The 26,491-nt window shown below is 38.3% G+C and carries 26 protein-coding genes; 15 read left to right on the top strand and 11 right to left on the bottom strand.

All coding sequences use genetic code 11. From position 1 onward, the window contains the following. Window positions 1-248: 248 nt before the first annotated feature. The gene (locus ASG38_RS14930) at window positions 249-533 is read right to left on the bottom strand and encodes a GNAT family N-acetyltransferase (protein WP_056072835.1); all 285 of its coding nucleotides are present in this window, start codon (window positions 531-533) and stop codon (window positions 249-251) included. A 195-nt stretch (window positions 534-728) separates the two neighbouring features. Between ASG38_RS14930 and ASG38_RS14925 the strand changes: the two genes are divergently transcribed. Then, window positions 729-1,391: an alpha/beta fold hydrolase gene (locus tag ASG38_RS14925; RefSeq protein ID WP_056072831.1), complete on the top strand. Its 663-nt coding sequence runs from the start codon at window positions 729-731 to the stop codon at window positions 1,389-1,391. A 58-nt stretch (window positions 1,392-1,449) separates the two neighbouring features. Next, window positions 1,450-2,343, top strand: coding sequence for a lytic transglycosylase domain-containing protein (locus tag ASG38_RS14920; protein WP_056072827.1), 894 nt, complete (start codon window positions 1,450-1,452; stop codon window positions 2,341-2,343). Window positions 2,344-2,394: 51 nt separating this feature from the next. Here ASG38_RS14920 and ASG38_RS14915 read toward each other — a convergent pair whose 3' ends face one another. Further along, window positions 2,395-2,910: a hypothetical protein gene (locus ASG38_RS14915; RefSeq protein WP_056072824.1), complete on the bottom strand. Its 516-nt coding sequence runs from the start codon at window positions 2,908-2,910 to the stop codon at window positions 2,395-2,397. A gap of 168 nt (window positions 2,911-3,078) precedes the next feature. Between ASG38_RS14915 and rpmH the strand changes: the two genes are divergently transcribed. Together rpmH and carB are read left to right on the top strand one after the other, a co-directional pair. Then, window positions 3,079-3,240: a 50S ribosomal protein L34 gene (rpmH, locus tag ASG38_RS14910; RefSeq protein ID WP_056072822.1), complete on the top strand. Its 162-nt coding sequence runs from the start codon at window positions 3,079-3,081 to the stop codon at window positions 3,238-3,240. 129 nt (window positions 3,241-3,369) lie between these two features. Then, window positions 3,370-6,222, top strand: coding sequence for a carbamoyl-phosphate synthase large subunit (gene carB, locus ASG38_RS14905; protein WP_056073036.1), 2,853 nt, complete (start codon window positions 3,370-3,372; stop codon window positions 6,220-6,222). A gap of 38 nt (window positions 6,223-6,260) precedes the next feature. On the opposite strand, the gene ASG38_RS14900 is transcribed toward carB, so the two are convergent. Next, window positions 6,261-8,603: a TonB-dependent receptor domain-containing protein gene (locus tag ASG38_RS14900; RefSeq protein ID WP_056072817.1), complete on the bottom strand. Its 2,343-nt coding sequence runs from the start codon at window positions 8,601-8,603 to the stop codon at window positions 6,261-6,263. Between the two features lie 216 nt (window positions 8,604-8,819). Here ASG38_RS14900 and ASG38_RS14895 point away from each other — a divergent pair, with 216 nt between their 5' ends. From ASG38_RS14895 to ASG38_RS14880, 4 genes are all read left to right on the top strand, one after another. Next, window positions 8,820-9,899, top strand: a complete 1,080-nt coding sequence (locus tag ASG38_RS14895) for a sensor histidine kinase (protein WP_235498603.1) — start codon at window positions 8,820-8,822, stop codon at window positions 9,897-9,899. After that, window positions 9,896-10,615: a LytTR family DNA-binding domain-containing protein gene (locus tag ASG38_RS14890; RefSeq protein WP_056072814.1), complete on the top strand. Its 720-nt coding sequence runs from the start codon at window positions 9,896-9,898 to the stop codon at window positions 10,613-10,615. The genes ASG38_RS14895 and ASG38_RS14890 overlap by 4 nt, the downstream gene beginning before the upstream one ends. Window positions 10,616-10,822: 207 nt before the next feature. Beyond that, window positions 10,823-11,344 (top strand): ankyrin repeat domain-containing protein, encoded by a 522-nt coding sequence (locus ASG38_RS14885; RefSeq protein WP_056072811.1) that lies wholly within the window; start codon window positions 10,823-10,825, stop codon window positions 11,342-11,344. 1 nt (window position 11,345) lies between these two features. Then, window positions 11,346-12,104 carry a T9SS type A sorting domain-containing protein gene (locus ASG38_RS14880; protein WP_056072808.1) on the top strand — a complete coding sequence of 253 codons (759 nt, stop codon included), beginning with the start codon at window positions 11,346-11,348 and terminating at the stop codon, window positions 12,102-12,104. A gap of 102 nt (window positions 12,105-12,206) precedes the next feature. Here the strand turns inward: ASG38_RS14880 and ASG38_RS14875 are convergent, their stop codons facing one another. The 4 genes from ASG38_RS14875 to rmuC form a co-directional block, all read right to left on the bottom strand. Then, window positions 12,207-14,234, bottom strand: a complete 2,028-nt coding sequence (locus tag ASG38_RS14875; RefSeq protein ID WP_056072805.1) for an FG-GAP-like repeat-containing protein — start codon at window positions 14,232-14,234, stop codon at window positions 12,207-12,209. A 17-nt stretch (window positions 14,235-14,251) separates the two neighbouring features. Next, window positions 14,252-15,349, bottom strand: a complete 1,098-nt coding sequence (locus ASG38_RS14870; RefSeq protein WP_056072802.1) for a hypothetical protein — start codon at window positions 15,347-15,349, stop codon at window positions 14,252-14,254. Window positions 15,350-15,463: 114 nt separating this feature from the next. Continuing rightward, the gene (locus ASG38_RS14865) at window positions 15,464-16,009 is read right to left on the bottom strand and encodes an acyl-CoA thioesterase (RefSeq protein ID WP_056072798.1); all 546 of its coding nucleotides are present in this window, start codon (window positions 16,007-16,009) and stop codon (window positions 15,464-15,466) included. Between the two features lie 12 nt (window positions 16,010-16,021). Then, window positions 16,022-17,386 carry a DNA recombination protein RmuC gene (gene rmuC / locus ASG38_RS14860; RefSeq protein WP_056072795.1) on the bottom strand — a complete coding sequence of 455 codons (1,365 nt, stop codon included), beginning with the start codon at window positions 17,384-17,386 and terminating at the stop codon, window positions 16,022-16,024. Window positions 17,387-17,621: 235 nt separating this feature from the next. On the opposite strand from rmuC, the gene ASG38_RS14855 reads away from it, so the two are divergent. The 4 genes from ASG38_RS14855 (at window position 17,622) to ASG38_RS14840 (ending at window position 20,976) form a co-directional block, all read left to right on the top strand. Next, the gene (locus ASG38_RS14855) at window positions 17,622-19,223 is read left to right on the top strand and encodes a GEVED domain-containing protein (protein WP_056072792.1); all 1,602 of its coding nucleotides are present in this window, start codon (window positions 17,622-17,624) and stop codon (window positions 19,221-19,223) included. Between the two features lie 202 nt (window positions 19,224-19,425). Continuing rightward, entirely contained in the window at window positions 19,426-19,842 is a 417-nt protein-coding gene (locus ASG38_RS14850; protein WP_056072788.1) for a hypothetical protein, read from the top strand. Window positions 19,843-19,905: 63 nt separating this feature from the next. After that, entirely contained in the window at window positions 19,906-20,343 is a 438-nt protein-coding gene (locus ASG38_RS14845) for a DUF6526 family protein (RefSeq protein ID WP_056072785.1), read from the top strand. Window positions 20,344-20,436: 93 nt separating this feature from the next. Continuing rightward, complete coding sequence (locus tag ASG38_RS14840; protein ID WP_056072783.1) at window positions 20,437-20,976, top strand: YceI family protein; 540 nt, start codon at window positions 20,437-20,439, stop codon at window positions 20,974-20,976. Between the two features lie 8 nt (window positions 20,977-20,984). Here the strand turns inward: ASG38_RS14840 and ASG38_RS14835 are convergent, their stop codons facing one another. Next, window positions 20,985-21,314, bottom strand: a complete 330-nt coding sequence (locus ASG38_RS14835; protein WP_056072779.1) for a hypothetical protein — start codon at window positions 21,312-21,314, stop codon at window positions 20,985-20,987. Between the two features lie 112 nt (window positions 21,315-21,426). On the opposite strand from ASG38_RS14835, the gene ASG38_RS14830 reads away from it, so the two are divergent. Genes ASG38_RS14830 through ASG38_RS14820 form a run of 3 tightly spaced genes read left to right on the top strand, consistent with a single transcriptional unit; the run spans window position 21,427 to window position 24,105 of the window. Continuing rightward, entirely contained in the window at window positions 21,427-21,996 is a 570-nt protein-coding gene (locus tag ASG38_RS14830; RefSeq protein ID WP_056072776.1) for a pseudouridine synthase, read from the top strand. A 15-nt stretch (window positions 21,997-22,011) separates the two neighbouring features. Further along, entirely contained in the window at window positions 22,012-22,461 is a 450-nt protein-coding gene (locus tag ASG38_RS14825; RefSeq protein WP_056072773.1) for a tRNA (cytidine(34)-2'-O)-methyltransferase, read from the top strand. Between the two features lie 36 nt (window positions 22,462-22,497). Beyond that, on the top strand, window positions 22,498-24,105 hold the full coding sequence (locus ASG38_RS14820; protein WP_056072770.1) for a class I SAM-dependent methyltransferase: 1,608 nt from the start codon (window positions 22,498-22,500) through the stop codon (window positions 24,103-24,105). Here ASG38_RS14820 and ASG38_RS14815 read toward each other — a convergent pair. The 3 genes from ASG38_RS14815 to ASG38_RS14805 are packed head-to-tail and all read right to left on the bottom strand — an operon-like array spanning window position 24,102 to window position 26,486. Continuing rightward, a complete protein-coding gene (locus ASG38_RS14815) occupies window positions 24,102-24,614 on the bottom strand; it encodes a hypothetical protein (protein ID WP_056072767.1) in 513 nt (170 codons plus the stop codon). The genes ASG38_RS14820 and ASG38_RS14815 overlap by 4 nt on opposite strands. 49 nt (window positions 24,615-24,663) lie before the next feature. Next, entirely contained in the window at window positions 24,664-25,455 is a 792-nt protein-coding gene (locus ASG38_RS14810) for an ABC transporter ATP-binding protein (RefSeq protein WP_056072764.1), read from the bottom strand. Then, window positions 25,455-26,486, bottom strand: coding sequence for an iron ABC transporter permease (locus ASG38_RS14805; protein ID WP_082482237.1), 1,032 nt, complete (start codon window positions 26,484-26,486; stop codon window positions 25,455-25,457). The genes ASG38_RS14810 and ASG38_RS14805 overlap by 1 nt, the downstream gene beginning before the upstream one ends. Between the last annotated feature and the right edge of the window lie 5 nt (window positions 26,487-26,491).

The raw sequence follows: 26,491 nt of genomic DNA, 5'->3' as shown, positions 1-26,491 counted from the left end.
AGCCGCGAAGTTTAATCAGGAGCAAGCATAAATCAGCGTAATTATCTAATCTGTGGCTGAAAAACTTAAATGACCATTAGAGGTTTATCTCCCCGATGATAACGTTCAATATTTCTATTGTTAGAATTTTGCGCCTCTGCGTCTTTGCGTGAAAAATTGCTCGCGAAGCCGCGAAGTTTAATCAGGAGCAAACATAAATCAGCGTAATTATTCTAATCTGTGGCTAAAACTTTGCCAGACGAATCAAATTAAATGCGGATTCCCGGAGGAAGCAATTCTTTGTAAGCAGGGTTTTTTCTGAAAAAGGCTGCTATTTTCGGATGTATAGGCACTACTTTTAATTTCCGTTGTTCTGCAATAGACATGATTTCTTTTAGGAAGTCATTTATAAAATCGTCATTCTCAAATTGTTCAGGAGTGAGTATTTTAGTGAGAAAAATTTTTTTCTCCTGAAAAGAGTATTCAACCGCAATTAGTTTTCCGTCACTATGGACTTCAAACTGTCTTGAAAAAGTGTTGTCTTTAATTTCCATAATTCAAATAAAGATATTGTAGTGGTATCGATGGTTTAAACGGCATGGGTTTTGATTTTGAAAACATTGTCGTTTTATAACTTATCGATTATTTAAAATGTTGAGAAGAGGTGTTTGGGATAAAAACCATAATTTTATACAAATTTCGTAATAAAAACCTTTTGTTGCTGTTATGATACCGTTAAAACAATTCTGATGGAAAAAATTCCAGTATATTTTATGCCGGGTATGGCCGCTAGCTCCACAATTTTTGAAAGGATTCATCTGCCTGAAGACCAGTTCGAAACCCATCTTTTAGAATGGACGATTCCGCTTGAAGGAGAGAGTCTTGCAGGTTATGCAGAACGAATGGCGAAAGAAATAAAACATGAAAATCCCGTACTTATTGGTGTGTCTTTTGGCGGAGTTTTAGTACAGGAAATGGCCCGATTTGTAAAGGCAAGAAAAGTGATTATTATTTCAAGTGTCAAATGCAATGCAGAGTTTCCGAGAAGGATGAAAGTTGCAAAATCAATAAGAGCCTACAAGTTTTTTCCCACCGGGCTGATGCAGAACGTGGAAGCCTTTGCGAAATTTTCTTTTGGAAACGATAAGATGAACAAAAAGCTGAAGCTTTATGAAAAATTTCTTTCCATGAGAGACAAAAAATATCTGGACTGGGCTCTGGAGCAGATTATTTTATGGGATAGGGCAATACCGGACGAACAAGTGGTTCATATTCATGGAGATGCGGATGAGGTTTTTCCTCCTAAATACATTAAGGGATTTATTCCTGTAAAAGGCGGAACACATATTATGATTATTAACAAGTTTAAATGGCTGAACGAACACCTTCCTAAAATTATATTAGGAACGTAAAAATTAAAAAAATGTTTGTAGGTTTACAAAATACACTCAAAGACTAAAGACTAAGACTATGAAATTGATGAAGAAGACTGGCTTGATAGCCTCGGTTGTTTTGGTGAGCGGCATTTTAATCCATGCGGTTTCCGACGAAAAAATAGGAGATAAGGCTCCGGTAGAAAAAGGCTATTTTTTTCCTGCAGAAATTGATTTTGCCGGAGAAAAAACACCCCTGAATATTGTTGACGTAAAAGAACGCTTTGATAGGGAGTTGCTGGTTAATGCAAACCTGGACGCTTCTACGCTTTTGATTATAAAAAGGGCCAACCGCTTTTTTCCGGTTATAGAACCCATCCTCAAAAAAAATGGGGTTCCGGATGATTTTAAATATCTTGCCGTTGCAGAAAGTGCATTGATGAATGCTACCTCTTCTGCGGGAGCCAAAGGATTCTGGCAGTTTATGGCAGACACGGCAAAAGAAAGAGGTATGGAGGTAAATGATGTTGTTGATGAGAGATACCATCTTGAAAAATCGACAGAAGCAGCCTGCAAATACCTGTTGGATGCCTATAAAAAGTTTGGTAGCTGGACATTGGCTGCGGCTTCTTATAATGGAGGTTTTGGCGGAGTCAATAAGCAAATAACGATTCAGGGAGTTACAAATTATTATGACCTCCTTTTGACGGATGAGACAGCGCGTTATGTTTTCAGGATTCTGGCCTTGAAGCAAATTATGCAAAACCCGGTACAATACGGATTCAATGTGGCGCCGGCAGAATTATATCAGGCAATTCCAACCCGAAAGCTGGAAATTGACAGCTCGATTACAGACCTGGCTTCTTTCGCAAAATCACAGGGAATCAATTATAAGATTTTGAAAATCCATAATCCATGGCTTCGCGACAGGAAGTTGACGAACCCGGCGAAAAAGAAATATGTAATAGAAATTCCGACAGAGGGATACTAAATAAAAAAGCCATACTGAAAAGTATGGCTTTTTTATGGTAGGTATTTCTTTTTAGATTTTCTTCAATTGTTCCTTCATCATCTTCACCTGGTCTTTAAGCATGTTCTGCTTGTCTAATCTTTTAACCTCGTTCAACAGGTTCGTGGCCTCGATTTTTCTTCGTCTTGACATAGCAACACCGGCAAGGTTTAATTTGGCAACGGCAAGGTCCATATCCATTGACAACCCTAACTCCACCGCTTTTTTGAAATGCTTTTCAGCCTGCATCAGGTTGGTTTGCGAAAGCATCAGTCCGTGAAGGTAGTTGTAATATCCTTGCTGTTTTCTGACCAAAGCCGTTTCAGGATTTTTGATGTAGGCCAGCCATTTTTGAGCTCCGGCAAAATCCTGTTTTCTCAATTTAAGGAAAGCCAGAAGTATAAATTCATTTTTAAAATAAAGTAATATAAAGACCAGTGATAACAGGATAAGGAAAATCCCGTTTCCGATGTTGTTTTCTGTAAATTGCCAAATTCCGGTAGCGATAATTAGTCCGGCTAAGATGAGTTTAATATTTCTATGGAACATAATTTTGTATATTTGAGTCGCAAAGGTAATAAAATCAATTAAAAATATTTTTATAAAACTACTTGCCAGAAAAAAAAGACTTCGTATATTTGCACTCGGTTTTGGAACAGCTATTGATTTCGAACCTATAAAAAGATATTTAATTAAGATTTTTAAAGATATAAAGCAATGAGCAAAAGAACGTTTCAACCATCGAAAAGAAAAAGAAGAAATAAGCACGGTTTTATGGAAAGAATGGCTACAGCCAATGGAAGAAAAGTGCTTGCTCGTAGAAGAGCTAAAGGAAGACATAAACTTACTGTTTCTTCTGAACCAAGACACAAAAAATAATGTTTAGATAAACATCGATAAAGGCGTTACTTAATTTCAGTACCGCCTTTTTTTATACCTTGTCGCTAAATTTTAAATAGGTTCAGGGTGTCAGCCCTGCCAGGATTAACTACAACAACACACAACAACATGCCGAAAGACAATTCAATTAAATCAGTTTTAATCATCGGTTCAGGTCCAATCGTTATCGGACAGGCCTGCGAGTTTGATTATGCTGGTTCGCAATCCGCACGATCTATCAGAGAAGAAGGAATTGAAGTTATCTTAATCAATTCCAATCCCGCTACAATTATGACAGACCCGTCAATGGCCGACCATGTTTATTTGAAGCCACTGACAACCAAGTCTATCATTGAAATCCTTAAAGAACATCCGCAGATTGATGCCGTTTTGCCAACAATGGGAGGACAGACTGCCTTGAATTTATGTCTGGAAGCCGATGAAAAAGGAATCTGGGCAGATTTTGGCGTGAAATTAATTGGTGTGGATATCAATGCCATTAATATTACCGAAGACCGTGAACAGTTCAAGCAATTGCTTCAGAAAATTGATATTCCGGCAGCACCTGCAAAAACAGCTACTTCTTTCCTTCAGGGAAAAGAAATCGCACAGGAATTTGGTTTTCCGTTGGTAATACGCCCTTCGTTTACCTTAGGAGGAACCGGAGCTGCTTTCGTACATAAAAAAGAAGATTTTGATGATTTGCTTACCAAAGGATTGGAAGCTTCTCCAATACACGAAGTACTTATCGATAAGGCATTGTTTGGTTGGAAAGAATATGAACTAGAGCTTTTAAGAGATAAAAATGATAATGTCGTAATCATCTGTTCTATTGAAAATATGGATCCGATGGGTATCCATACAGGTGATTCTATTACGGTAGCCCCGGCAATGACATTATCTGATGCTACTTTCCAAAAAATGCGTGACATGGCCATCAAGATGATGCGAAGCATTGGAAATTTTGCAGGTGGATGTAACGTGCAGTTTGCAGTATCTCCGGATGAAAGAGAAGATATTGTAGCCATCGAAATCAATCCGCGTGTTTCCCGTTCTTCGGCCCTGGCATCAAAAGCAACAGGTTATCCTATTGCCAAGATTGCTTCAAAACTGGCTTTGGGATATCACCTGGACGAATTGCAAAACCAGATTACCAAGTCGACTTCGGCCTTATTTGAGCCTACTTTGGATTATGTAATCGTAAAAATACCACGTTGGAACTTTGACAAGTTTGAAGGTGCAGACAGAACGTTAGGGCTTCAGATGAAATCAGTAGGAGAGGTGATGGGTATTGGCCGTTCCTTCCAGGAGGCTTTGCATAAAGCTACACAATCTTTGGAAATCAAAAGAAATGGTCTGGGTGCTGACGGCAAAGGCTATACAAACTACGAGCAGATTATTGAAAAGCTGACTTTTGCAAGCTGGGATCGTGTTTTTGTGATTTATGATGCCATCCAAATGGGTATTCCGTTGAGCAGGATTCATGAAATCACTAAAATTGACATGTGGTTTCTGAAACAATACGAAGAATTATATACGTTGGAAAAAGAAATTTCCAACTTTAAAATAGATACGCTTCCAAAAGAATTATTGTTGGAAGCCAAACAGAAAGGTTTTGCCGACAGGCAGATTGCTCACATGATGGGCTGTCTTGAAAGTCAGGTGCACAAGTTGCGTGAAGAAATGAACATCAACCGCGTTTACAAACTGGTTGATACCTGTGCTGCAGAGTTTAAGGCAAAAACACCTTATTACTATTCAACTTTTGAAGCCGAAATTGAAACGGCAGACGGTAAACGATATGTCCATAACGAAAGCTCCGTAACCGATAGAAAGAAAGTGGTTGTGCTTGGTTCAGGTCCAAACCGAATCGGTCAGGGAATTGAGTTTGACTATTCCTGTGTACATGGTGTTTTGGCGGCTAAAGAATGCGGTTATGAAACGATAATGATTAACTGTAATCCTGAAACCGTTTCAACCGATTTTGATACGGCAGACAAATTATACTTCGAGCCGGTTTTCTGGGAGCATATCTATGACATTATCCAGCATGAAAAACCGGAAGGTGTAATCGTACAGTTAGGAGGACAGACGGCATTAAAACTGGCAGAAAAGCTTTCCAAATACGGAATCAAGATTATAGGAACCAGCTTTGATGCCCTGGATTTGGCAGAAGACAGAGGACGTTTTTCAGAACTCCTGACAGAATTGAATATTCCGTTCCCTAAATTCGGGATTGCCGAAACTGCTGATGAAGCATCGGCTTTGGCAGATAAATTAGATTTTCCTTTGCTGGTCAGACCATCTTATGTGCTTGGTGGACAAGGAATGAAAATCGTTATCAATAAAAAAGAATTGGAAGAGCACGTAATCGATTTGTTGCGTAGTATTCCTGGAAATAAGCTGTTGTTAGACCATTATCTGGATGGAGCAATTGAGGCAGAAGCAGATGCCATCTGTGACGGTGAAAATGTTTACATCATCGGAATCATGGAGCATATTGAACCTTGCGGAGTGCATTCGGGAGATTCAAATGCAACGTTGCCACCATTCAATTTGGGTGAGTTCGTGATGCAGCAGATTAAAGACCATACGAAGAAAATTGCATTGGCTTTGAAAACGGTAGGTCTGATTAATATCCAGTTTGCTATTAAAGATGATATGGTTTATATCATCGAGGCTAACCCAAGAGCATCCAGAACGGTTCCGTTTATTGCAAAAGCATATGGCGAGCCTTATGTAAATTATGCGACTAAAGTAATGTTAGGGCATAATAAAGTGACGGACTTCGACTTTAATCCTCACTTAAAAGGATTTGCCATAAAACAGCCGGTTTTCTCTTTTAGCAAATTTTCAGGAGTTAACAAGGCGCTTGGTCCGGAAATGAAATCTACAGGAGAAAGCATTTTGTTTATCGATGACCTGAAAGACGATCAGTTCTATGAGCTGTACAGCCGACGCAAAATGTACTTGAGTAAATAATAAAAAATCCCGACCATGAGTTGGGATTTTTGTTTTCATTAGTCAGGCAAACGTTCTCTATCGCTCTTTTTTCTGTTCAATCGATACGTAAATGTGGCATATACTCTTGGGCCGGGACTTCTGTAACTATAATTAAGGGCATAATCATCTCCTCTGGCAGAACCTTTTGAAATCCGGGAGTCGAAAATATTATCTGCTTTTAAGGTTATGGTAGCTCTTTCGTTCCAGATATCTTTCCCCATGCCCAAATCAAACCAATATTGCGATTTCGAACTGTATTGGCCGCTGCTTGTAGCTCCAAGATAATTCAGGTTGGTCTGGAAATTCCAGGTAGAAAATTTGATGCGCGTGCTTTGTTTGGATAGAAAATTTTTATCCGAAACATGAAACATCCCTTTTTGCTCAAAAGTATAATAGTTTGCCTCTCCGGTAAGTGTCAGCCATTTTAAAGGAGAATAAGTAAAACTGATTTCGGCTCCAATTCTGCTTTCTGTTCCGGAATTTATAGCCTGTTCTACTAAAAAGCCATCAGAATTTGTAAAGCGGATATCTTCAAAAATGTTCTTTGAATATTGATGGTATATACTAGGATTGATGGTTACTTTTCCCCATTTGATTAAAGTTCCGAGTTCATACGAATTGGTATATACCGGATCCAAATCAGGATTTCCGATTCGGATGTTTCTTCGGTCTGCAATTCCGCCAAACGGATTGAGTTGCCAAAAACCGGGACGGCTGATACGGCGGCTATAACTTAACTGGACATTGAAAACATCATTGATTTCATAGGTAAAATGGGCGGTTGGAAAGAAATCGGTATATTTTTTATCAATATTGAACAAATTGATTCTGTCGTTGCTTCCCGTCTTTGAATCTTCGATTCTAAGTCCTAATAAATAGCTGAACTTTTTGATGCTGCTTCCGTATTGTACATAGGCCCCGATGATTCTTTCATCATAATGCAATAAGTTGTTTAGGCTGTCAATAGCAACATTATTGTCGTAGGCCTGATAATCGCTGTTGATTCGTCTGATTTCACCTTTTAATCCAAATTCGATTTTAGATTTTTCGTTAATCGGTAAGCTGTAATCCGATTGAAACAGGAAGTCTTTGCTGCTTTCAATGTTTCTGCTTTTTAACGCCCTCACCGGCAAGGCAACCGGAAAAAATTCCTGCTCGGCAATCGATTCGTTTTCGTCATCATTCCAAAAATCATATTGCAGGTTGATTGTGAACTTTTGACCTTCTTTAGCAAATGTTTTGATGTAGTTCAATTCAATCTGATTGGCAGTTTGCGGTTCTCTGTAAGCTTCTTTAGCATTGACATTCCGTTCGGGATTGCGGTTTTCGTCCAAATAATTAAAAGCATAGTCAACGGTTCTTCTGCTGGTATTGTTTCTGTAAAAATAGCTCAGTGTAATCATGTTTTTGTCGTTGAAATAATAATCACCACCCATGTAAGCCGTAAATGTTCTGTTTGTTCTTTCCCTGTCCACAGTTCCGTCCAAATACGAATCGATAACATTACCGTCATAAATGGTTCTTGAGGTAGATTCGTTGCCCGGAAAGTAGATGTATCGGTATCTCAAATCTGAAAAAATATTGATTTTTTTGTTTTTATAATTTACGTTGTAACCTAAGGCATGATTGTCGGGAATTCCTGTCGTAACCTGAACGGAACTTCCAAATCCTTTGCTTTTGTTTTTCTTTAATACGATATTGATAATTCCGGCTGTTCCTTCAGAGTCATATTTGGAGGATGGATTGGTGATGACTTCTATTTTTTCGATATTCTCTGCCGGAATTTGTTCCAACCCGTTATTGGCAGTCAAAACGGAAGGTTTCCCATTAATAAGGATTCGGACACCGGTATTGCCCCGTAAACTAACAGTACCATTATAGTTAACACTTACTGAGGGTACATTGTTTAAAATGTCGGTTGCATTGCCTCCTTTTGAAACCAAATCACTGCCCACATTAAACACCTTTTTGTCCAGTTTATGTTCTATGGTTGTTTTTTCAGTCTGGATTTCTACGGTCTCCAATTGTGTTGGAATCTCGTCCAGCAAAAATGTTGGCAATACCTGATCGGCTTGCAGGTCAATGTTTTCTATGATGCTGCTTTCCAAACCAATAAACTCCGCTTTAATATGGTATTTTCCGGGTACTATTTTAAGACTGAAATTTCCCTTGCCATCTGTTATTGACCCTGCAACCGATTCGCCGCCCGGACTATTTGTAAAAGTAACCGTTGCAAATTCCAGTACAGCAGCGGTCTTTTTTTCAATTACTTTTCCGCTTACAGTGATGGTCTTTTGGGCTTCCTGGGAATAGATTGCCGTAAAAGAAAGCAGGATTGCTATGAATACTATTTTTTTCATGATGATTTTGTTTACAATTACAGGGCAAAGATTGGATGTTTTATGAAGCGTGAAAGTAACATAAGACAGAAACAGCTTTTTTGCAGGTAAATACCCGATTTATAGTGCTAAAATGGTCTTTAGGGCGAAAAAACAGTATTCAGGAGTGAAAATGGCGTTTTTGTCGACAGCGGTTGAAATTAAAAGGTTCTTGATTATCTTTATTTCTTTTTAGCGATGGATAATTTTAAAAAAATATCGGAATATGTCCGGACTCACAGATTAGCACAGCATCTCCTATTCTGGTTTATTATAGTAATAACCTACATTCCGGTGGGTTTGTTAGATGAGAGTCATGATCCGCTGGGAGTAATTTTGTTATTCAATTTTTGCATTCATATTCCGCAAATGCTGGCAGCTTATTTTCTTGCGTATTATTTGCTTCCAAAATTTATATTGAAAAAGAAATATTTCCTGTCCGTAATTTTATTTCTGCTTTCGTTTTATTTATTTTCTGCCCTTGCCAGAATTTTGACAGTTCATGTAGGAGAGGAACTGGTCAGAACACGACCTTTTGAACAGGAATCAGTTTATGAAATTCTTACTGACATCCATTCGTTAGTGGCTAAATATTTTCCTGCCGTTTTTTCAATATCCTTTCAGTTTTTATTTGTGAAATATTTTGTCAATAACGAGCAGAAAAAAAACGAGGCAAGGCAGTTAGAGCAAAAAAAAACAGAATCGGAACTAAAAATGCTGAAGGCACAATTGAACCCGCACTTTCTGTTTAATACGCTGAACAATATTTATTCGCTTTCTTTAGATAATTCCCCCAAGACAGCCAGTGCTATTGGAAAGCTCTCTGATATTCTGGATCATGTTTTATATAAATGCAATGGTCAATTTGTTTCCTTGTCAAACGAAATAGAACTGATAAAAAACTATATCGAACTGGAGAAATTGAGATATGACGATAGGTTAGAAATTACTTTTGATACTGCTATTGAAAATAATATTGAAATACCGCCATTGTTGCTTTTGTCATTGGTAGAAAATGCCTTTAAACATGGTGCGGGAGAAGATAGCGGTTCTCCAAAAATAGCGATTTCTATTACTCAAAAAGGGAATCATTTTTCATTTGAAATTTCAAACACGGTTTCAAGCGATTATGTAAGCAAGGACAGAGAAAAAATAGGGTTAAACAACATAAAGAAACAACTTGACCTGATCTATTCCGGTAATTATTCATTGGATATAAAACAGGCTTCAAATTTGTTTTCAGTAGTTTTAAAAATCAATCAAAATAATAGCATATGAAGATTAAATGTCTGGTAGTTGATGACGAACCGCTGGCAATTCGGTTAATCGAAAAGCATATCGCAAAAATAGACAATTTAGAAGTTGTTGCCACCTGTAATACGGCATTGAAAGCCTTTGAGATATTAAATTTGCAAAAGATTGATTTGATGTTTCTGGATATAAAAATGCCTAACATTACGGGAATAGAATTTTTAAAAAATCTAAAAAATCCACCTAAAACCATACTAACTACTGCCTACCGGGATTATGCCCTGGAAGGCTATGATTTGGGAGTTGTGGACTATCTGCTAAAGCCAATTACTTTTGAGCGTTTTTTCAAAGCAGTTGACAAATTTTTAAGCGCAAATAGTACCAGTATTGAAGTAAAATCGAAAGAATCTGTTCCGGATGAATTTATTTTGGTGAAATCGGGAATTAAAAACTATAAAATTAATACCAACGATATTATCTATATTGAAAGCCTGAAGGATTATATAAAAATCAATACGACGGGCGATAAGAATATTACCTCAAAATATAAAATAGGAGACATTCAGCAGGAATTAAATCAGGATAATTTTTTGCGAATTCATCGCTCCTTTATTATAAATACGTCAAAAATTACTGCCTTTACATTAAATGAAATTGAAGTTGACGGTATTGAAATTCCTATTGGAGCCAGTTACAGAGAAGATGTTTTATTATATTTGGAAACACTAAAGAATTCAAAATAATAGTCGCTGAATCGTAATGAGTAAGCCCCCGGATTGGGGGCTTTTTAATTTTTAAATATTTTTATTGTTTTAAAATTATTCTAAAACCGAATATATTTTTATTAAAAATACTTATCTTTCTTTTGTATTTAACTGATTTGTAAAACAATATTAAATTCAAAGGATAAATTTTTAAGAATATCTGTTTCGGATTTAAATAAGCCGCTTATGAAAAAAACTACTTTTCTTCTTTTTCTTTTCTTTTTATCCACAACTGTCTTTTCCCAGAAAGATATTTTCAATGTGGCCCGAACCGGAACAGTTGATGAGGTAAAGACATTGATGAAACATAGTCCTGATTGTATAAATGATTTATCGCCCGAAGGCTATTCCCCGTTAATTTTGGCCTGTTACAGAGGCAATACGTCGGTTGCAGATTTTTTGATACACCACGTCAAAGATATTAATGCTGTTAGCGGTATGGGTACAGCCCTGATGGCGGCTTCCGTAAAAGGAAATGTAGCAATAGTAAAAAAGCTGCTTGAAAAAAAAGCTAATCCGAATATCCCGGATTCTAACGGAACTACAGCTTTGATATACGCTTCGATTTTTAAGAACTATGAAATTGCCGCTTTCCTGATAAAAGCGGAAGCAGACCCGTATGCTAAGGACAACAGGGGAAACTCCGCACTTGATTATGCTATACTGTCTAATGATGACAAGCTGATACAAATCCTAAAAACAAAATAATATGAGAAAAACTACTTTGGCCTTTTTTACAACACTACTTTCGGGTTTCGGTTTGAGTGCCCAGACTTACAGCACCGGAACCGTCACTTTGACCTCCGGATTTACTGCTGCTATAGAAGTAAACAGCAGTTTAGTTACACTTACTCTTGTAGGGCCGTCTACTGATTGGCTCGGCTTGTCTTTTAATGCTACGTCTATGAATGACAACGGAAGTGATGTAGTGATTTTTGACGGAACCGCTATGACAGACAGAACATTTGCCGGAATAGGAGCTACGCCGCCATTGGATGCCAGTCAAAACTGGACGGTAACTTCAAATGTGATTAATACCGGTGTAAGGACCGTAACAGCTACACGTGCCCGTGATACCGGCGATTCTAACGATTATACTTTTAGCACTTCGGCACAGCCACTCAATCTGGCTTGGGCACACAGACCGGGAAGTTTGGCAATGGGCTATCATGGTCCTGGAAATAGTGGTGCCACTGTAGCTAATTTTACACTGGGTACAGAAAATTTTACTGCTGAATCGTTTAAGATGTATCCCAATCCTGCCAAAGGTTTTACAACATTGGAGCTTCCTGATTTTGTGTCAGGCGGTGAAATTAAAGTCTATGACAATTTAGGAAGAGTAGTAAGAGTACAGGCAATTTCGGAATCTCAAGTTACAATAAATACCTCAGATTTGACTACAGGATCGTATATGGTGGTTGTGAGGACAGATTATGGAAACGCAACTAAAACCTTAATAGTGGAATAATTTAGAAGTCCAATTCGTAAGTTTAAACAGGATAGACTGATTATAAGGAATAAAAAAATCCCGAACATCGTTCGGGATTTTTTTTATTGATTAATGTGTATTTTATTTTTTAATGAATTTTTGGGAGAATTTTTCACCGTTGCTGTTCTGTAGAACCATCATATAGTTTCCTACAGATAATGACTGGATATCGATAGTATTGTCTTTGATTTTTACATCAGAAACCATTCTTCCGTTATAGTCATAAATTTTTGCATCAGTAATGTCATATTTCATTTCATTCAGTTGGATTCGGATTTGATTGGATGCCGGATTAGGGTAAATTACAAACATAGCGCTGTTTGCTTCAGATACGCCTAAAGTAGAACCCTCGGTTACCAGAAGTCTGGTGTTTTTAGTTGGGTTCATAATCTGATCTACCAATCCTGAAGGCCATTTGATAATTACTTTTTCAATAGCTGTAGCTGTTCCTATTCCAAAATGAGTATTTAGCGTATTGGCAAATTCAAAACCTTCGCCACTTCTAACATCACGGATTTGTTTGCCCCATGCTCCATAAAGTTCTACCCTGGCTCCAATACCGTTTCCGTTGCTTTGAACACCTTTAAGGTTTATTGTAATCCAGTTATTGTCATTTCCCTGGTTGAGGTAAATGGTATTTTCTGATTGTACGTCAAGGAAACCGTCGTTATTTAAGTCTCCAATGGAACCATTAGGTGGCGCACCACCAGATTTTGTAAAGGTCCAGTCACCATTGTTAATCATAATAATACCGCCCGGACCATATACATCAATAAATCCGTCGTTGTTAAAATCACGGGCAATATATTCTCTCCCCATATTGTTGTATGTGTCAAAACCTGAACCCGCAGTTACATTTGTAAACGTTCCGTTTTTATTATTACGCATCAGTTTTTGTGCTGTTCCTCCGGCATTTGAACCAATTAAAACATCCATATAGCCATCATTGTCAAAATCTCCGAAAGCACTTGACCATGATTGATCAGGATCCGCTAATCCGGCTTCAGCGGCTACATTGGTAAAAGTTCCGTTTCCGTTGTTTCTGTGAAGTTCATCAGTACTGGCTGCCGGGTTACCGCCTCTACATTTTGCAATGAAAAGGTCCTGATCACCATCGTTGTCATAATCTACGAATATTGAACCGTAATTTCCTCCGTTTGGATAATCGCCCATACCTCCCTGGTGGAAGATAAGGTTTCCGTTTCCGTCGTTGAGGTAATAAACGTTAGGGTTAACATCATGGCAGACAAAAGCATCAAGATGGCCGTCATTATTAATGTCTACAAAATTGGAACGCTGACTGAAAATAGATTGAGGACCTGATATTGCAGTGTAGGCTGTTCCTGTGCTGTTCGCTTTAAGGAAAGTCACACCATTACCGGCACCAAATAATAAGTCATTATAACCATTTTTGTCAAAATCACCAGCTGTTACGCTCCATGAAGGCATAAAAGTGGCATTTGTAGTAGGTACGGTTGCAGAAGTAAATCCGCCGGCAGCGTTTTGGTAAAGGATATTGAGATTGGTACTGCTGATACCAACAATGTCATCCAGATAATCACCATTCATGTCTACCACACAATTTTTATAACTTCCAATAAGGGTAATAGATTGAGCATTAAATCTAACAATCTGCCCGGGAACTTGCGGCTGTTCAGGGGTATAAGGGCCTTCTGCAAGAACAAAATCAAAACCGGTGCTTCGCCATTTGTTATCAAAAACGATATAATAGGTGATTCCGGCCGTAACGTTAAAAGTGTGAGCAGATAAATATCCGTTTCCTAAATTTCCACTATCGTCATCTCCACCGGCGCAAGTCAAGGCTCCGCATGTGCCTCTGTAAATGTGAAATCGGGTGTCGCCACCAATATTGACCAACAGGTCTGTTGTTATGGTCACAGAAGTACTGGTAGTTGGTGTGTATTTGTACCATTCAGAATTTGGTGCGGTTCCGGTTCCCGCACATATACCATAGGTGTTGGCGCTTCCGTTGATCTGATCAACTGTGTATCTTCCCGCTGTAATAGTCAGGGCAGATTGACAATTATCTTGTGCCTGAGCAAAAAATGCGGAAAAGGCAAGGATAATTAGGGGTAATTTTTTTTTCATAATTTGTTGTTTGTTTATTAGTTACATCTTGTGTCTAAAGAGCTAATCCATTGGTTAATCATTTCGACAGCTTCTTCATGTACAATCGTTCTTCCGAGTAAAGGCATTCGTGTTGACTCGTTTACAGATTCCAGTCGGAAAGACATTACAGATCTTCCAGGGCTTCCCGGTGCCACAATGTGTGATAATCCACTGCCGACATTGTCAACGGGAACCATACAAACCCCCATATTAGATATGTCAGAAGTTTCACTGAAGGCAAAACGCATATCACGATAGGAGCAATGGCTGCCCTCTTGATGACAGTGGGCGCAATTAATGTCAATATAGGATCGTACTCTTTTTTCTAATGGTTGCGATGTATCGTTCCATCTTACAGTCGATACAATATTTCTAGGATAATTATTATCCAGATAGCCTACTTCGGCCCATTTTTCCAATTGATTTTTACTGCCTGAACCATAATTTATTGCGAAGTTCAGGTTTTGAGGTTTTGGTCCAATTGGAAGAGCTTTGTCTACTGATTTATGACAGGTCAGGCATTCACCTCCAGCAGAGGACGGAATGCGATAATTCGCAGTTTTTATAGTTGCTCCCTCTCTCCAGGTAATTTCTGTGAAACTGCCGTTTGGATCAAGTGTTGCTTCGGTTTGTTCCGAATTCCATACATAATTGGCAAAAATCCAGCCTTCTTCTTTTCGGATCATTACCCGGGTTTCAATAATACGGGTGGTGTTGTTAGGCTGTACATTATCATAATAAAAGGTTTTTATTAATGCCGTACCAACAGGGAAAACCAATGTTTTTCCGTCGCCGTCATAAACAGCTTTTTTGTTTTTTGGCATCCATACAAATCTCTTTTTGTGAGCATAATCTGTGAAAAGTTGGCTGGCTGGCTCATAAGGTAATACGTCAAGTGACGGAACCTGATTTTTCATCGTTCCTTCAAAGAATTTGTAGTCTGATAATTTTGAATAAGGAACGGCAGCAAGATCAACTACAACCGGTGAGGTGGGTTCTGGTATAGGCACATAATCGTTATCGGAACCGCATGAAAGAAAGGCAAAGAAAAGTAGTAATAATAGTGATTTCTTTAAAAAATAGTTTTGTTTCATAGATTTGCTGTCAAAAAATTAGGAAATAATATAGCAAATATATAATAAAACTATAAAGAAAATAATTTTATAATAAAAAAGTTATGGCCTTGATACTAAAATATTTGAAACCTTTTATAAATGGATTTTGATGTCCATGTTTTGAATCTCCTGCAGCATATCCAGTGAAGTATGGTCAAATAAAATCTCCTGTTCCCTGTGCTCTTTTTTGGATCGGATTCTTCTGAGGGAATCGCAAAAACGACGCACTTCTTCTGCTGTTGTAAGTGTTAATCTTGGTACGGATACATTTTTGCCCGAATCATCTTTTGCGACCATAGTGAAGTAGGACGAATTGCAATGTTTAACTTTTCGGGTCTGTATGTTTTCTGCAGTAACACGAATGCCAATTACCATCGAACTGTTGCCAACATAATTTACGGAAGCTTTTAATGTGACCAGTTCGCCAATTTCAATTGGATTAAGGAAATCTACAGTATCTACGGAAGCGGTAACGCAATAGGTTCCGGAAAATTTTGAAGCACAGGCAAACGCAATCTGGTCCATCAGAGACAAGATATAGCCGCCGTGAATTTTGCCGCTAAAGTTGGAATGCGAAGGCAACATCAATTCGGAAATCGTGATTCGCGAAGATTTTGGAGTTTTGTAAATCTTGTCCATGATAAAAAGGAATTAATTTTCAGTTTCGTCAGTTTCTGCTCTTCTCAATATATTTTCAGGAAGTGATTTTTTGGCTTTGGCTCCCATTTTTTTCAATCGTTCTACGCTGTTGATAAGGTTGCCTTTTCCGTCAAAAAGTTTGTTCATTGCACCCTGATATTCTGTTTTTGCTTCGTCCATTTTTTTGCCAATCTTTACCAGATCGCTCACAAATCCTTCAAATTTGTCATAGAGAGCTCCGGCTTGTCGGGCTATTTCGAAAGCGTTTTCCTGTTGCTTTTGATTGGTCCACATGCTATCAATAGTGCGTAAGGTTGCCAAAAGGGTAGAAGGCGTCACAATCACGATGTTTTTCTCGAAAGCTTTATTGTATAAGGTAGCATCCTCATTTAAAGCTATGGCAAATGCGGGTTCCATAGGGATAAAGAGCAGGACAAAATCCGGGCTTTCTATTTGGTAAAGGTCGTGATAGTTTTTAGCCCCCAGTTGCTCTACGTGTCTCCTTATGGAATTTAGATGCTCTTTTAAAAAAGAAGCTTTCAGGATATCATCTTCCTCATTGATGTATTTTTCATAGGAAATCAGTGATACTTTTGAATCCACAACCATTTTCTTTCCGTCAGGAAGATTGATTACAACGTCAGGAAAAACACGTGTTCCGTCTTCGGTTATAAAACTTTGCTGCACTTCATATTCTCTCCCTTTTTCAAGACCAGATTTTTCAAGTACTCTTTCCAGAATCAGTTCGCCCCAGTTTCCTTGCATTTTGCTGTCTCCTTTTAGGGCTTTTGTAAGATTAAGCGTTTCCTTGCTCATCTGTTCGTTCATTTCACGAAGACCCAATATTTGCTGACGAAGTGCGGCATGATAGTCAATGCTTTCTTTATGTGTATCTTCTACTTTTTTCTCAAAAAGCTGGATTTTGTCCTGAAGAGGGGAGAGTATGTTTTTTAAGTTCTCCTTATTTTGTTCTGTGAATTTTGAAGATTTCTCTTCCAGTATTTTGTTGGCAAGGTTTTCAAACTCCTTTGTGAATTTTTCCTGTAATTGCTCTACCTCCTGTTTTTGTTCCTTGTTTCGCTCCCATAAGTTTTCGAAATCAACTTCTTTTTTAGAAAGCTGAATAGCAAGAGCTTCTTTTTCAGCCCGGAGGTTTTCTCTTTCCATTGCAGTTTGCTGCAATTGATTTTCTGTATTTCTGATTTCGTGCTGATGCTGTTGTCTTAATTGTTCCATCTGTGACATCAGTCCGTTTACCCTTTCTTCAAGGCTTGCTTTTTCTGATTTTGCGTTGGCTGAAAACAATGCTTTTCCAATAAAAAGACCTATGGCTAAGGCAATTATGAAAGCAATGATAGTGATGATTGTGTCGTTCATTTTAAATTTTTTGTAGCGATAAAAGTAAGAATAAATTATCAGCTTTCATTGCCCTTTTCTGCGGGCTTATAATTCCTGATAATTGTTAAAATTTAAGGATTTGTTCCCTGTTTTGGCTTTTAGGATTTTGTTTTAATAATAAAATTCATATCTTAGTGAAGTATAACGATGTAAATAATATTTAATACAAATCTTAGTCCATGTATTAAGGTTATTTGCATGAAAATAATTTTTCATGAAAAAAACTACATTACTGTCAGGTGTAAGACAAGACTTTACACAAATCAAAGGTTTATTTTTTGGCGCATTTTTATTGGCGTCAATTACAGCTCAATCACAATCTTATTGTACGCCGGAGGAAGGAGACTGCACCGATGGCGATGAAATTGTAAATGTTACTTTTGCCGGGATTAACAACTCTTCTGCCTGCTCAGAATTTGGATATGGAGATTATACGGCCGGAACAGCAGCTAGCGTTGTTGCCGGACAATCGTATAATATTTCGGTAACAATTCCTCCACACCTTGGAACCCAATATGTGGCTGCATGGCTCGATTTTAATGATGATGGTGTTTTTGATGCGTCAGAATTTTTTGCAATAGGAACTTCACCGGCTGCAGGCTCTGTGGTGACAGCTTCTATCGCAATTCCGGTTTCGGCTCCGGCAGGAAATATCAGAATGAGAGTTAAGGCACAGTATGCACAAGCAATCACAGCAACAAGTTCCTGTGCTGAACCTTATCTGGGATATGGAGAATATGAGGATTATGCTGTAAATGTCACTGCTGGAACAGCATGTACGGGTACTCCGGCAGTAGGTGCGGCAACTTCTACACAAACTTCTGTATGCGGTCAGACTTCTTTTGTTTTGAGTGCATCTGGTGTCACTCCGGCAGCGGGATATTCTTACCAGTGGCAATCGTCTCCAACAGGAACAGACCAATGGACTAATTTGGGTGCTGCACAAAATTCTCTAAGTTACACCAGAACAGGTCAAACGCAGGCTACTTTTTATAGAGTTGTCATAACTTGTACAGGAAGCGGTTTGAGTGGAACTTCAACAGCAGTTTCTGTAGGACAAAATGCGGTTGATACCTGCTATTGCATAAATACGATCAACTTTAATTGTACAGATGGGGACGTAATTACTAACGTTACTGTTGGAACCATAAATAATAGTACAACTTGTGGCAATGCAACAACAGGATATACCAATTATAGCGGTTCGGTTACACCTCCGGTATTTAACATTGGGGCAACTATCCCGGTTTCTGTTTCTGTAGGACCATCAGGCGATGGCTGGTTATATGAGTCAGTTGGTGTTTGGATTGATTATAACAAAAACGGAGTTTTTGATCAAGCAGAATATAACTATATTGGTACTGGTTTGAATCAGGCTGTTACCGGTAGCATAACAATTCCTGCGACAGCGGTAGTGGGTAATACCAGAATGAGAGTTGTTGTTGCGGCATCTGCTGCAGACTCTTTCGGACATCAATTTGCTTGTGGGCCTGTAGCGGCTAACAATAATTATGGTGAAATGGAAGATTATACGGTAACTATAGCTCCGTCCCTTTCAACTCCTGCATTTGAAAATGCTTCGGTTTCTGTATATCCAAACCCAACAAACGGATTGGTGAATGTTCAATTTGCTACCCAAACGGCAGTTGATGCAATTAATGTATATTCTGTTTCTGGCCAGTTGGTTTATTCTAAGCAATTTAATACGGCATCAGACAGCTATACTGTTGATTTACAAAAAGCGGCTACCGGTGTTTATATTATGAAACTGGAAGGTGAAAATGGAACAATAGTTAAGCGTTTGGTTAAAAATTAATTTTTCCGGAATTCTAAAATACTAAACCGCCTCTTGTAGGCGGTTTTTTTTGTAATATAAATCTTAGGATAATTTAAAGACGAACTGTGTCTTTTAGAACAATTGTGTTATTTGGGGGTTTATTTTGGTATTTTGTCGATTTTTTAATTAATTTTTAAGAAATAGTTCTTATTATTGTGGTCTACCCCCTAAGTTCTTATCAATGAAACCACAAAATTTGACTTTAGAAAAAGTTACAGATTCCCCTATTAATTATGAATTTGTAGCTAACGTTGCCACGCGTATTATCAAAATCTTTTTTAGAACTGATAAAACCATCAGGCTGATTTACTCCAATTATTCCAACAAACACTTCTTTGGAGATAAATTTATCATATTAGACTACCGTTTCCGAAATGCCTTATGGTATAAAGTAGGAGACAAGATTACTGAAAAAAGACACTTCCTGCTTGAAAAGCCGGAGATGCCGCAAAAAATTGTACTTACTGTTTACGGTTTTTTTAGGAAAAAAATGTACCTGCTGGATTTTTCGGCTGCAGAATATATTGATAGCAGTACTTTCTGTGTTGAATTGAAAAAGTCATCCCGTCAGGATTTTGAGAATCCGGTTTTAGGCTAAAAGTATCTCGGAATTATTCCCGGAATTAATTATTTTTATAGGATGTAACCAATTCACTATCCTATGAAAACGCAAAGCTATTCCAATCATATCCGTTACTATGCCCCGCACCATTTCGTTTTGTATCCCCTGCTTCTGATTTTGTTGGGAATAGCGATTTATTTTATTTTTAGCAGAGAAGCAGAAAGGGCAATCTGGATTTTTATCAGTATTGGATTGTTCCTGATTTTCTGGCTGGCTTTTATGCTGCGGCAGCATTATGCCCTTACATTACAAGACAGGATTGTCAGGCTGGAATTGCGCTATCGGTATTTTGCATTGACGGGTGAAAGACTTGAATTGTTCGAAAATCAATTATCCCAAAGTCAGCTGTTTGCGCTCAGGTTTGCACCAGATGATGAATTGCCGGGTCTTTTAAAAAGGGCGTTACAGGAAAATCTTTCAGGTGATGCCATCAAAAAAAGCATAATCAACTGGAAGCCTGACTATCACCGGGTATAAACTTTAACAAACAATTCACGATTTATTTTTATAAAATGAAAATGCCTATGCGTAAATTTATACTTAGCCATTTTCACACTAAAGAATATAATTATGAATTTTACTACACACTGGTTTATTGATCCCGATCATTCCAACATAGAATTTCGAATCAGACATTTGCTGATTTCGCATATTTCAGGAGCTTTCAAGATTTTTAATGGAAAGATGACTACGAAAAATGATGATTTCGAAACGGCTGAAATAGCACTGTCTATTGATGTTTATAGTTTTGATACGAACAACATCGAAAGAGATGAACATATCAAGTCAAAAGATTTTTTAGACGCCGACCAGTTTCCTGAAATTAATTTTAGCTCAACAAGCCTCAAAAAAATAGAAGGTGACCATTATAAGCTAACAGGAAACATAACCATTAAATCTGTAACCAGAGAAATTGTACTGGATGCTGTTTTTGGCGGACAGGCAAAAGATGGTTTTGGTAAAATGAAAGCCGGATTTGAAATCAGTGGAAAGCTTGACAGAAAAGATTTCGGGATTTTGGCCGATGATGTGACTGAAAGCGGACACCTGATAATAGGCGAGGAATTAAAAATCCATGCCAATATTGAATTTGACAAAGAAGAAGATTAATCAGGGCTTTATTTCATATTGCCCCGATTTCTCCTGTTTTCCGGATGTGACGAAGGATAACGGTTAGGATCAATATCCGAGTTTTTATCCCGGTTCTCCGGATTTTTTTTGTTTTTCAGGTCTTTATCTGTTTTGAGGTCTTTTCCAGGACGTGCTCTTTGTACAATATCAGTATTGCCATCCGCATCTTTTTCTATTTCTGTTTTTAATTTCCCTTTGGAGGGGTTGTAATTTTCCGGAAGATTTTCTCCGCTAAAACCTTCGTTGATTTCTCCTTTTTGTTTTTCCTGTTCACCGTTCCATTTTTTATTTCCGATGTCTTTGCCTGATGTTGCCATAACTTGATTTTTTGGTTCTACTTGTTAATTTACGACGATATAAAAACAAAAGCCACAGCTTTAACATTGCTTTAATTTGCAGTTAATAGTAAATTTGCAGCAAAAATATTTTATGTCCGCCCACAAGCATTTTTTATTGCATAAGCCTTATGGCTATCTCAGCCAGTTCATCTATGAGTTAAAACGAAAGAAAAAACTGTTGGGAGAACTGTATGATTTTCCGGAAGGCACAATGGCAATTGGCAGGCTGGACGAAGATTCCGAAGGATTACTGCTCTTGACAACAGACGGATTGATGAGTGAATTGGTGAGAAGCAAAAAAGTAACCAAAGAATATTATGCACAGGTTGACGGGTTAATAACAGAAGAAGCCATCGAAAAGCTAAAAAAAGGAGTTGAGATAGGTTTTGATGGAATACGATATGTCACCAATCCCTGTGATGCTTTTAAAATAGAGGATCCCGGCTTTGAACCCCGCTCTAAAAAAATAAGAGACGAACGACACGGCCCTACCAGTTGGATATCCGTTACGTTAAATGAAGGAAAGTTTCGCCAGGTCAGAAAAATGACATCAGCCGTAGGATTTCCAACACTCAGATTGGTAAGGATTAGGGTAGGCAATGTGTATCTCGACAATCTAAAGTCGGGAGAAGTCAAAGAAGTCAACCAATTCTCACTATAATTAAAAATTGAAAATATGCTGAATATTGTTCTTGTAGAACCAGAAATACCCAACAACACGGGCAACATAGGTCGTTTGTGCGTTGGCACAGGCAGTCGCCTCCACCTTATCCATCCTTTTGGCTTTCAGATTACGGATAAAAATCTGAAACGCTCCGGTCTTGATTATTGGGTACACCTGGATTGGAAAGAATACCAGTCTGTTGAAGAATGGATGCAGCAAATACCAGACATGTCCAGGGTTTTTCTGTTTAGTTCCCATAGTGAAAAATCATATCTGAAGGAATCTTTTCAGGATGACGATTGGCTGGTTTTTGGAAAAGAATCAGTGGGGTTAAGTAAAGAAGTTCTGGATAAATTCGAAAACCATCTGACTATTCCTATATCGCCTTTGGTAAGGAGCTATAACCTTGCAAACTCAGTAGCCTTTGCAATAGGTGAAGCCAAAAGACAGATTTCCATCTAAAAACAGTATATTTGAAGGAAGCTTTTTCAAATATCTATGATTGACAAATCCTACCTTCGCAGTTCTATTTTCAGACATCTCGACGGCCTGGCTGTCGCTCCTGTTGCTATTGCTTTAAAAAATAAGGGAGTTCTCGAATATATATTGGAGAACAGGCAGGCCAACCTGACCGAATTAAAAACCAGATTCAAAGCCAATGAAGGTTACCTGAATGTTGGTTTGCGTGTATTGTGCTCGCAAGGTTTTCTGGATTATCATATTGACAATGCTACGGACGGCATTCATTTTACTATAAATGATAAAACACCAACAGCATTTTCAATGGTACCTCTTTATCAGGATGCGGTTGACCTTTTGCAATTTTCAACACAATTCCATCCGAGAATTTTTGAAGATGCCCCATTTGAGAGATTGGATCAGATTTTTGAAAAATTTAAGCTTAATTATGGAATTGATTTTTCTGATGATGTTCTGGAAAATGAGGTACAGAAACAAATCCTCAAACATATTGAAGGCTACCTCATAGGACCAACAATTGTGCGGTTGGCCATGAACGGCATGTTTCACAAATATTTCATGGAAACTTCTTTCAGGCCGGAAGAATTTCATAAGAACCCCGAAAGCTTCAAAAAAATATTAAACTTTTTTACCTATTTGGATTGGTTTCAGGAAAAGAACGGAAACTATCAATTTACGGAAACCGGACTGTTTTTTGCCAAAAGAGCGAGTGCTTATGGCGTTACGGTTTCATACCTGCCTACATTTGCCAAAATTGAAGAGCTGATTTTTGGTGACCCGAACATATTGCGAATGATAGGTGATGGTGAAAATGAAATTCATGTTGACCGCGAAATGAATGTTTGGGGAAGCGGTGGAGCACATGATACTTATTTTAAAATTGTAGATGAAATCATCATACAGCTTTTCAATCGCCCGATTGAAGAACAGCCTAAGGGAATTTTAGATATGGGCTGCGGAAACGGTGCTTTTTTACAGCATATTTTTGAAGTCATTGACAGGCAAACATTACGAGGAAAAATGCTTGATGAATATCCGTTGTTTCTTGTGGGAGCCGACTATAATCAAGCGGCCTTGAAAGTAACCCGGGCCAACCTGATTAAGGCTGATATCTGGGCTAAGGTAATTTGGGGCGATATTGGAAGACCCGACCTGTTGTCGCAGGATTTGATGGAAAATTATGCCATCGACCTGAAAGATTTGCTCAATGTCAGGACCTTTCTTGACCATAACCGTATTTGGGAAGAACCCAAGCATATTTCAAAAGACAGAGTAAGTAGCTCTACCGGGGCTTTTGCTTTCAGGGGAACCAGAATCCCGAACAACAAAGTGGAAGATAATCTTTTGGAACATCTGCAAAAATGGTCACCTTACGTTAAGAAATTTGGGCTTTTGCTAATAGAACTGCATACCATCAATCCGGCACTTGCGGCTAAAAACATTGGAAAAACAGCAGCAACTGCTTATGATGCCACACATGGATTTTCAGACCAATATATTGTAGAAATAGACGTGTTTAATAAAATAGCGGCAGAAGCAGGCTTGTTTCCGGACAAGGCTGTTTTTAGAAAATTTCCTGATTCGGATATAGCTACGGTTAGCATTAACCTCCTGAAAGGAAATTAAGTCCTGGCAAAATAATTCATATACCTGAAGTAAGAATCCAATATGATGCCTACGGTTTTCTCAATGGATGGTTTTACATCCTGAAAGCCATCTTTTGTTTTTCCATCGGAGGTGAGATAATCAGTAATGCCTGATTTCAATAATGTTTTTTTGGAATAAATTTCAGTAATCTGAAAAGAGAGTACATACTCATTTCCTTCTTTGGCAACTTTGATGCGGTATTTTACTTTTTGAAAAAAGGTGTCTCCAAGGCTTCTGTAAAAAAAGGCATTGTCTCTGAAAGCATCAATTGTCAGTGAATTTTCAGTTACTTCTGAAATATCTGCCTCACCACGGCTGAACTCCTGTATCCAAAGCTGTGTACCTTCAATAAATTTCTCATTAGTCATAGCAGGAAGTTTTCCCCGTAGCGGATTAGGTTCAAATCCTTTTGGAGTCAATTCCAGCCGAACCTGGGAATTGGTTATAATTGAGGTGAATAGCAATAAGATAGAAAGACAAAATTTCATAGAATCTGCTTTTAGTGTCCTATCAAAGATAGTTCATACAGCAATGATTTTATAGATTTTTAAGAATAAATTTTGCCTTTTCTGTATCAAAAATGATGTTTTCGTCTTTAAATAGAGAATTCAGTATTCCTGTCCGGATTAAGAATTCAGGTGTTCCCTGCAACGTCTTTTCAGGAATCATTACAATCATTTCATCACTCAGTTGTAGGGCAAGGTCTAAATCGTGGGTTGAAAATAAGATGCATTTTTGCGTTTCTACAGCCAGTTTTTTGAGCAGTTTTAATAAAGAAACTTTGTGAAGAAGGTCTAAATGTGTTGTTGGCTCATCCAGAATAATCAGGGGAGTGCCTTGAGCCAGTGCTCTAGCTACCAGAACTTTTTGTAATTGTCCGTCACTGATTTCATAATGTTTTTTATGAGCCAGATGGCTAACCTGTGTCAGTTCCATGGCTTCCCTGATTTTTTCCCTGTCGCCTGCTGTTAGTTTTCCAATCCAGTTAGTGTAGGGCTGTCTGCCCAAAGCGACCAGCTCAAAAACGGTAAGATTGCTAGGGGGCAGGCTCTCAGTCAATACAATACTAAGCTGTTGCGCTAAAGCTGACGGACTGTAGTTCCTGATATCTTTTTTGTTCAGTATCACATGGCCTGAAAGCGCCTTCTGGATTCCGGTTATTGTACGGAGTAAAGTTGATTTTCCTATGCCGTTAGCTCCAATTAAAGAAATCAGTTTTCCTGCTTTTAAATCCAAATCGATATGAGAAGCAATGGTTTTTTTCTCCTTTTTTGAGATATATCCAATGCTCAATTCTTCCGCTTTTAGTATAGTCTTTCCTTTATCCATCAAATCATAAATTTTCGTTTACGAACTAAAAGCCACACTACGATTGGTGCGCCTACAATAGACGTTATCGCATTGATGGGTAGAGTAAAGTCGTTTCCCGGCATTTGTGAAACCGTGTCGCAGACTAACAGGATAATAGCGCCAAAAAGGAGCGTGCCCCAAAATAGTATATAATGGCTGCTGGTTTGAAAAACCATTTTTGAGATATGCGGAACCGCAAGCCCAATAAAAGCAATTGGACCTGCAAAGGCAGTAATGCTACCTGCCAGCAGGCTTGTAGCTATAATAATAATCAGTCGTGTTTTTTTGAAATTAATACCGAGGCTTTTGGCATAACGCTCACCCAAAAGCAGGGCATTTAAAGGTTTGATGCACAAGGCGCTCAATAGGAGTCCGATTAAGCAGCATACGGATAAAATCAGAATGTTAGTCCATGACAGATTACCAAGGCTGCCCAATGACCAGAAAGTAAATTTTTGCAGTTCTTCTGCTGTGCTGAAATAAGAGAGTACGCCAATAATTGCACTGGTAAAACTTCCAAACATTAAGCCTACGATAAGAATAGCCATCGTGTCGCGAAGCCTTTGCGAAACAACCAATACCGCTAACAATACCATAAGGCTGCCTAAGCAGGAGGCCAAAACAATTCCGTAGGAAGAAAGAAAAAACACGCTTAAAAAAGAGGGAAGCAGCCCTGAGCCTAATATTATAAAGGCAACTCCAAGACTGGCTCCGGAACTCAATCCTAAAACATAAGGGCCAGCCAGCGGATTCCGGAATAATGTCTGCATCAGTAAGCCACTTATTGATAAGCCCATACCCACTAATATAGCTGTTATGGCCTTAGGCAATCTGTAGTTCCAGATAATGATTTCCCATGAATTTTTACCGGCTTGCCCGCCGGAAAGTGAACTGGCGATATCTTCAATAGGAATATGGACGGAACCCAAACTGATGTTCAGCAAAAAACAAACAGCCAGGCAGACAAGCAAAGCTGTGAAAAGAATCCTATTTCGGTTATCTTGCTGCAAAATCG

It is taken from the genome of Flavobacterium sp. Leaf359, from assembly GCF_001423985.1.
GTDB lineage: Bacteria > Bacteroidota > Bacteroidia > Flavobacteriales > Flavobacteriaceae > Flavobacterium > Flavobacterium lindanitolerans.
The sequence above is the reverse complement of the archived record's forward strand: the minus strand, read 5'-3'. Positions and strand labels throughout refer to the sequence as shown.

Coding starts and splice junctions, on each gene's coding strand:
- ASG38_RS14930 (WP_056072835.1), bottom strand. CDS start 533: ATGGAAATTAAAGACAACACTTTTTCAAGACAGTTTGAAGTCCATAGT.
- ASG38_RS14925 (WP_056072831.1), top strand. CDS start 729: ATGGAAAAAATTCCAGTATATTTTATGCCGGGTATGGCCGCTAGCTCC.
- ASG38_RS14920 (WP_056072827.1), top strand. CDS start 1,450: ATGAAATTGATGAAGAAGACTGGCTTGATAGCCTCGGTTGTTTTGGTG.
- ASG38_RS14915 (WP_056072824.1), bottom strand. CDS start 2,910: ATGTTCCATAGAAATATTAAACTCATCTTAGCCGGACTAATTATCGCT.
- rpmH (WP_056072822.1), top strand. CDS start 3,079: ATGAGCAAAAGAACGTTTCAACCATCGAAAAGAAAAAGAAGAAATAAG.
- carB (WP_056073036.1), top strand. CDS start 3,370: ATGCCGAAAGACAATTCAATTAAATCAGTTTTAATCATCGGTTCAGGT.
- ASG38_RS14900 (WP_056072817.1), bottom strand. CDS start 8,603: ATGAAAAAAATAGTATTCATAGCAATCCTGCTTTCTTTTACGGCAATC.
- ASG38_RS14895 (WP_235498603.1), top strand. CDS start 8,820: ATGGATAATTTTAAAAAAATATCGGAATATGTCCGGACTCACAGATTA.
- ASG38_RS14890 (WP_056072814.1), top strand. CDS start 9,896: ATGAAGATTAAATGTCTGGTAGTTGATGACGAACCGCTGGCAATTCGG.
- ASG38_RS14885 (WP_056072811.1), top strand. CDS start 10,823: ATGAAAAAAACTACTTTTCTTCTTTTTCTTTTCTTTTTATCCACAACT.
- ASG38_RS14880 (WP_056072808.1), top strand. CDS start 11,346: ATGAGAAAAACTACTTTGGCCTTTTTTACAACACTACTTTCGGGTTTC.
- ASG38_RS14875 (WP_056072805.1), bottom strand. CDS start 14,234: ATGAAAAAAAAATTACCCCTAATTATCCTTGCCTTTTCCGCATTTTTT.
- ASG38_RS14870 (WP_056072802.1), bottom strand. CDS start 15,349: ATGAAACAAAACTATTTTTTAAAGAAATCACTATTATTACTACTTTTC.
- ASG38_RS14865 (WP_056072798.1), bottom strand. CDS start 16,009: ATGGACAAGATTTACAAAACTCCAAAATCTTCGCGAATCACGATTTCC.
- rmuC (WP_056072795.1), bottom strand. CDS start 17,386: ATGAACGACACAATCATCACTATCATTGCTTTCATAATTGCCTTAGCC.
- ASG38_RS14855 (WP_056072792.1), top strand. CDS start 17,622: ATGAAAAAAACTACATTACTGTCAGGTGTAAGACAAGACTTTACACAA.
- ASG38_RS14850 (WP_056072788.1), top strand. CDS start 19,426: ATGAAACCACAAAATTTGACTTTAGAAAAAGTTACAGATTCCCCTATT.
- ASG38_RS14845 (WP_056072785.1), top strand. CDS start 19,906: ATGAAAACGCAAAGCTATTCCAATCATATCCGTTACTATGCCCCGCAC.
- ASG38_RS14840 (WP_056072783.1), top strand. CDS start 20,437: ATGAATTTTACTACACACTGGTTTATTGATCCCGATCATTCCAACATA.
- ASG38_RS14835 (WP_056072779.1), bottom strand. CDS start 21,314: ATGGCAACATCAGGCAAAGACATCGGAAATAAAAAATGGAACGGTGAA.
- ASG38_RS14830 (WP_056072776.1), top strand. CDS start 21,427: ATGTCCGCCCACAAGCATTTTTTATTGCATAAGCCTTATGGCTATCTC.
- ASG38_RS14825 (WP_056072773.1), top strand. CDS start 22,012: ATGCTGAATATTGTTCTTGTAGAACCAGAAATACCCAACAACACGGGC.
- ASG38_RS14820 (WP_056072770.1), top strand. CDS start 22,498: ATGATTGACAAATCCTACCTTCGCAGTTCTATTTTCAGACATCTCGAC.
- ASG38_RS14815 (WP_056072767.1), bottom strand. CDS start 24,614: ATGAAATTTTGTCTTTCTATCTTATTGCTATTCACCTCAATTATAACC.
- ASG38_RS14810 (WP_056072764.1), bottom strand. CDS start 25,455: ATGGATAAAGGAAAGACTATACTAAAAGCGGAAGAATTGAGCATTGGA.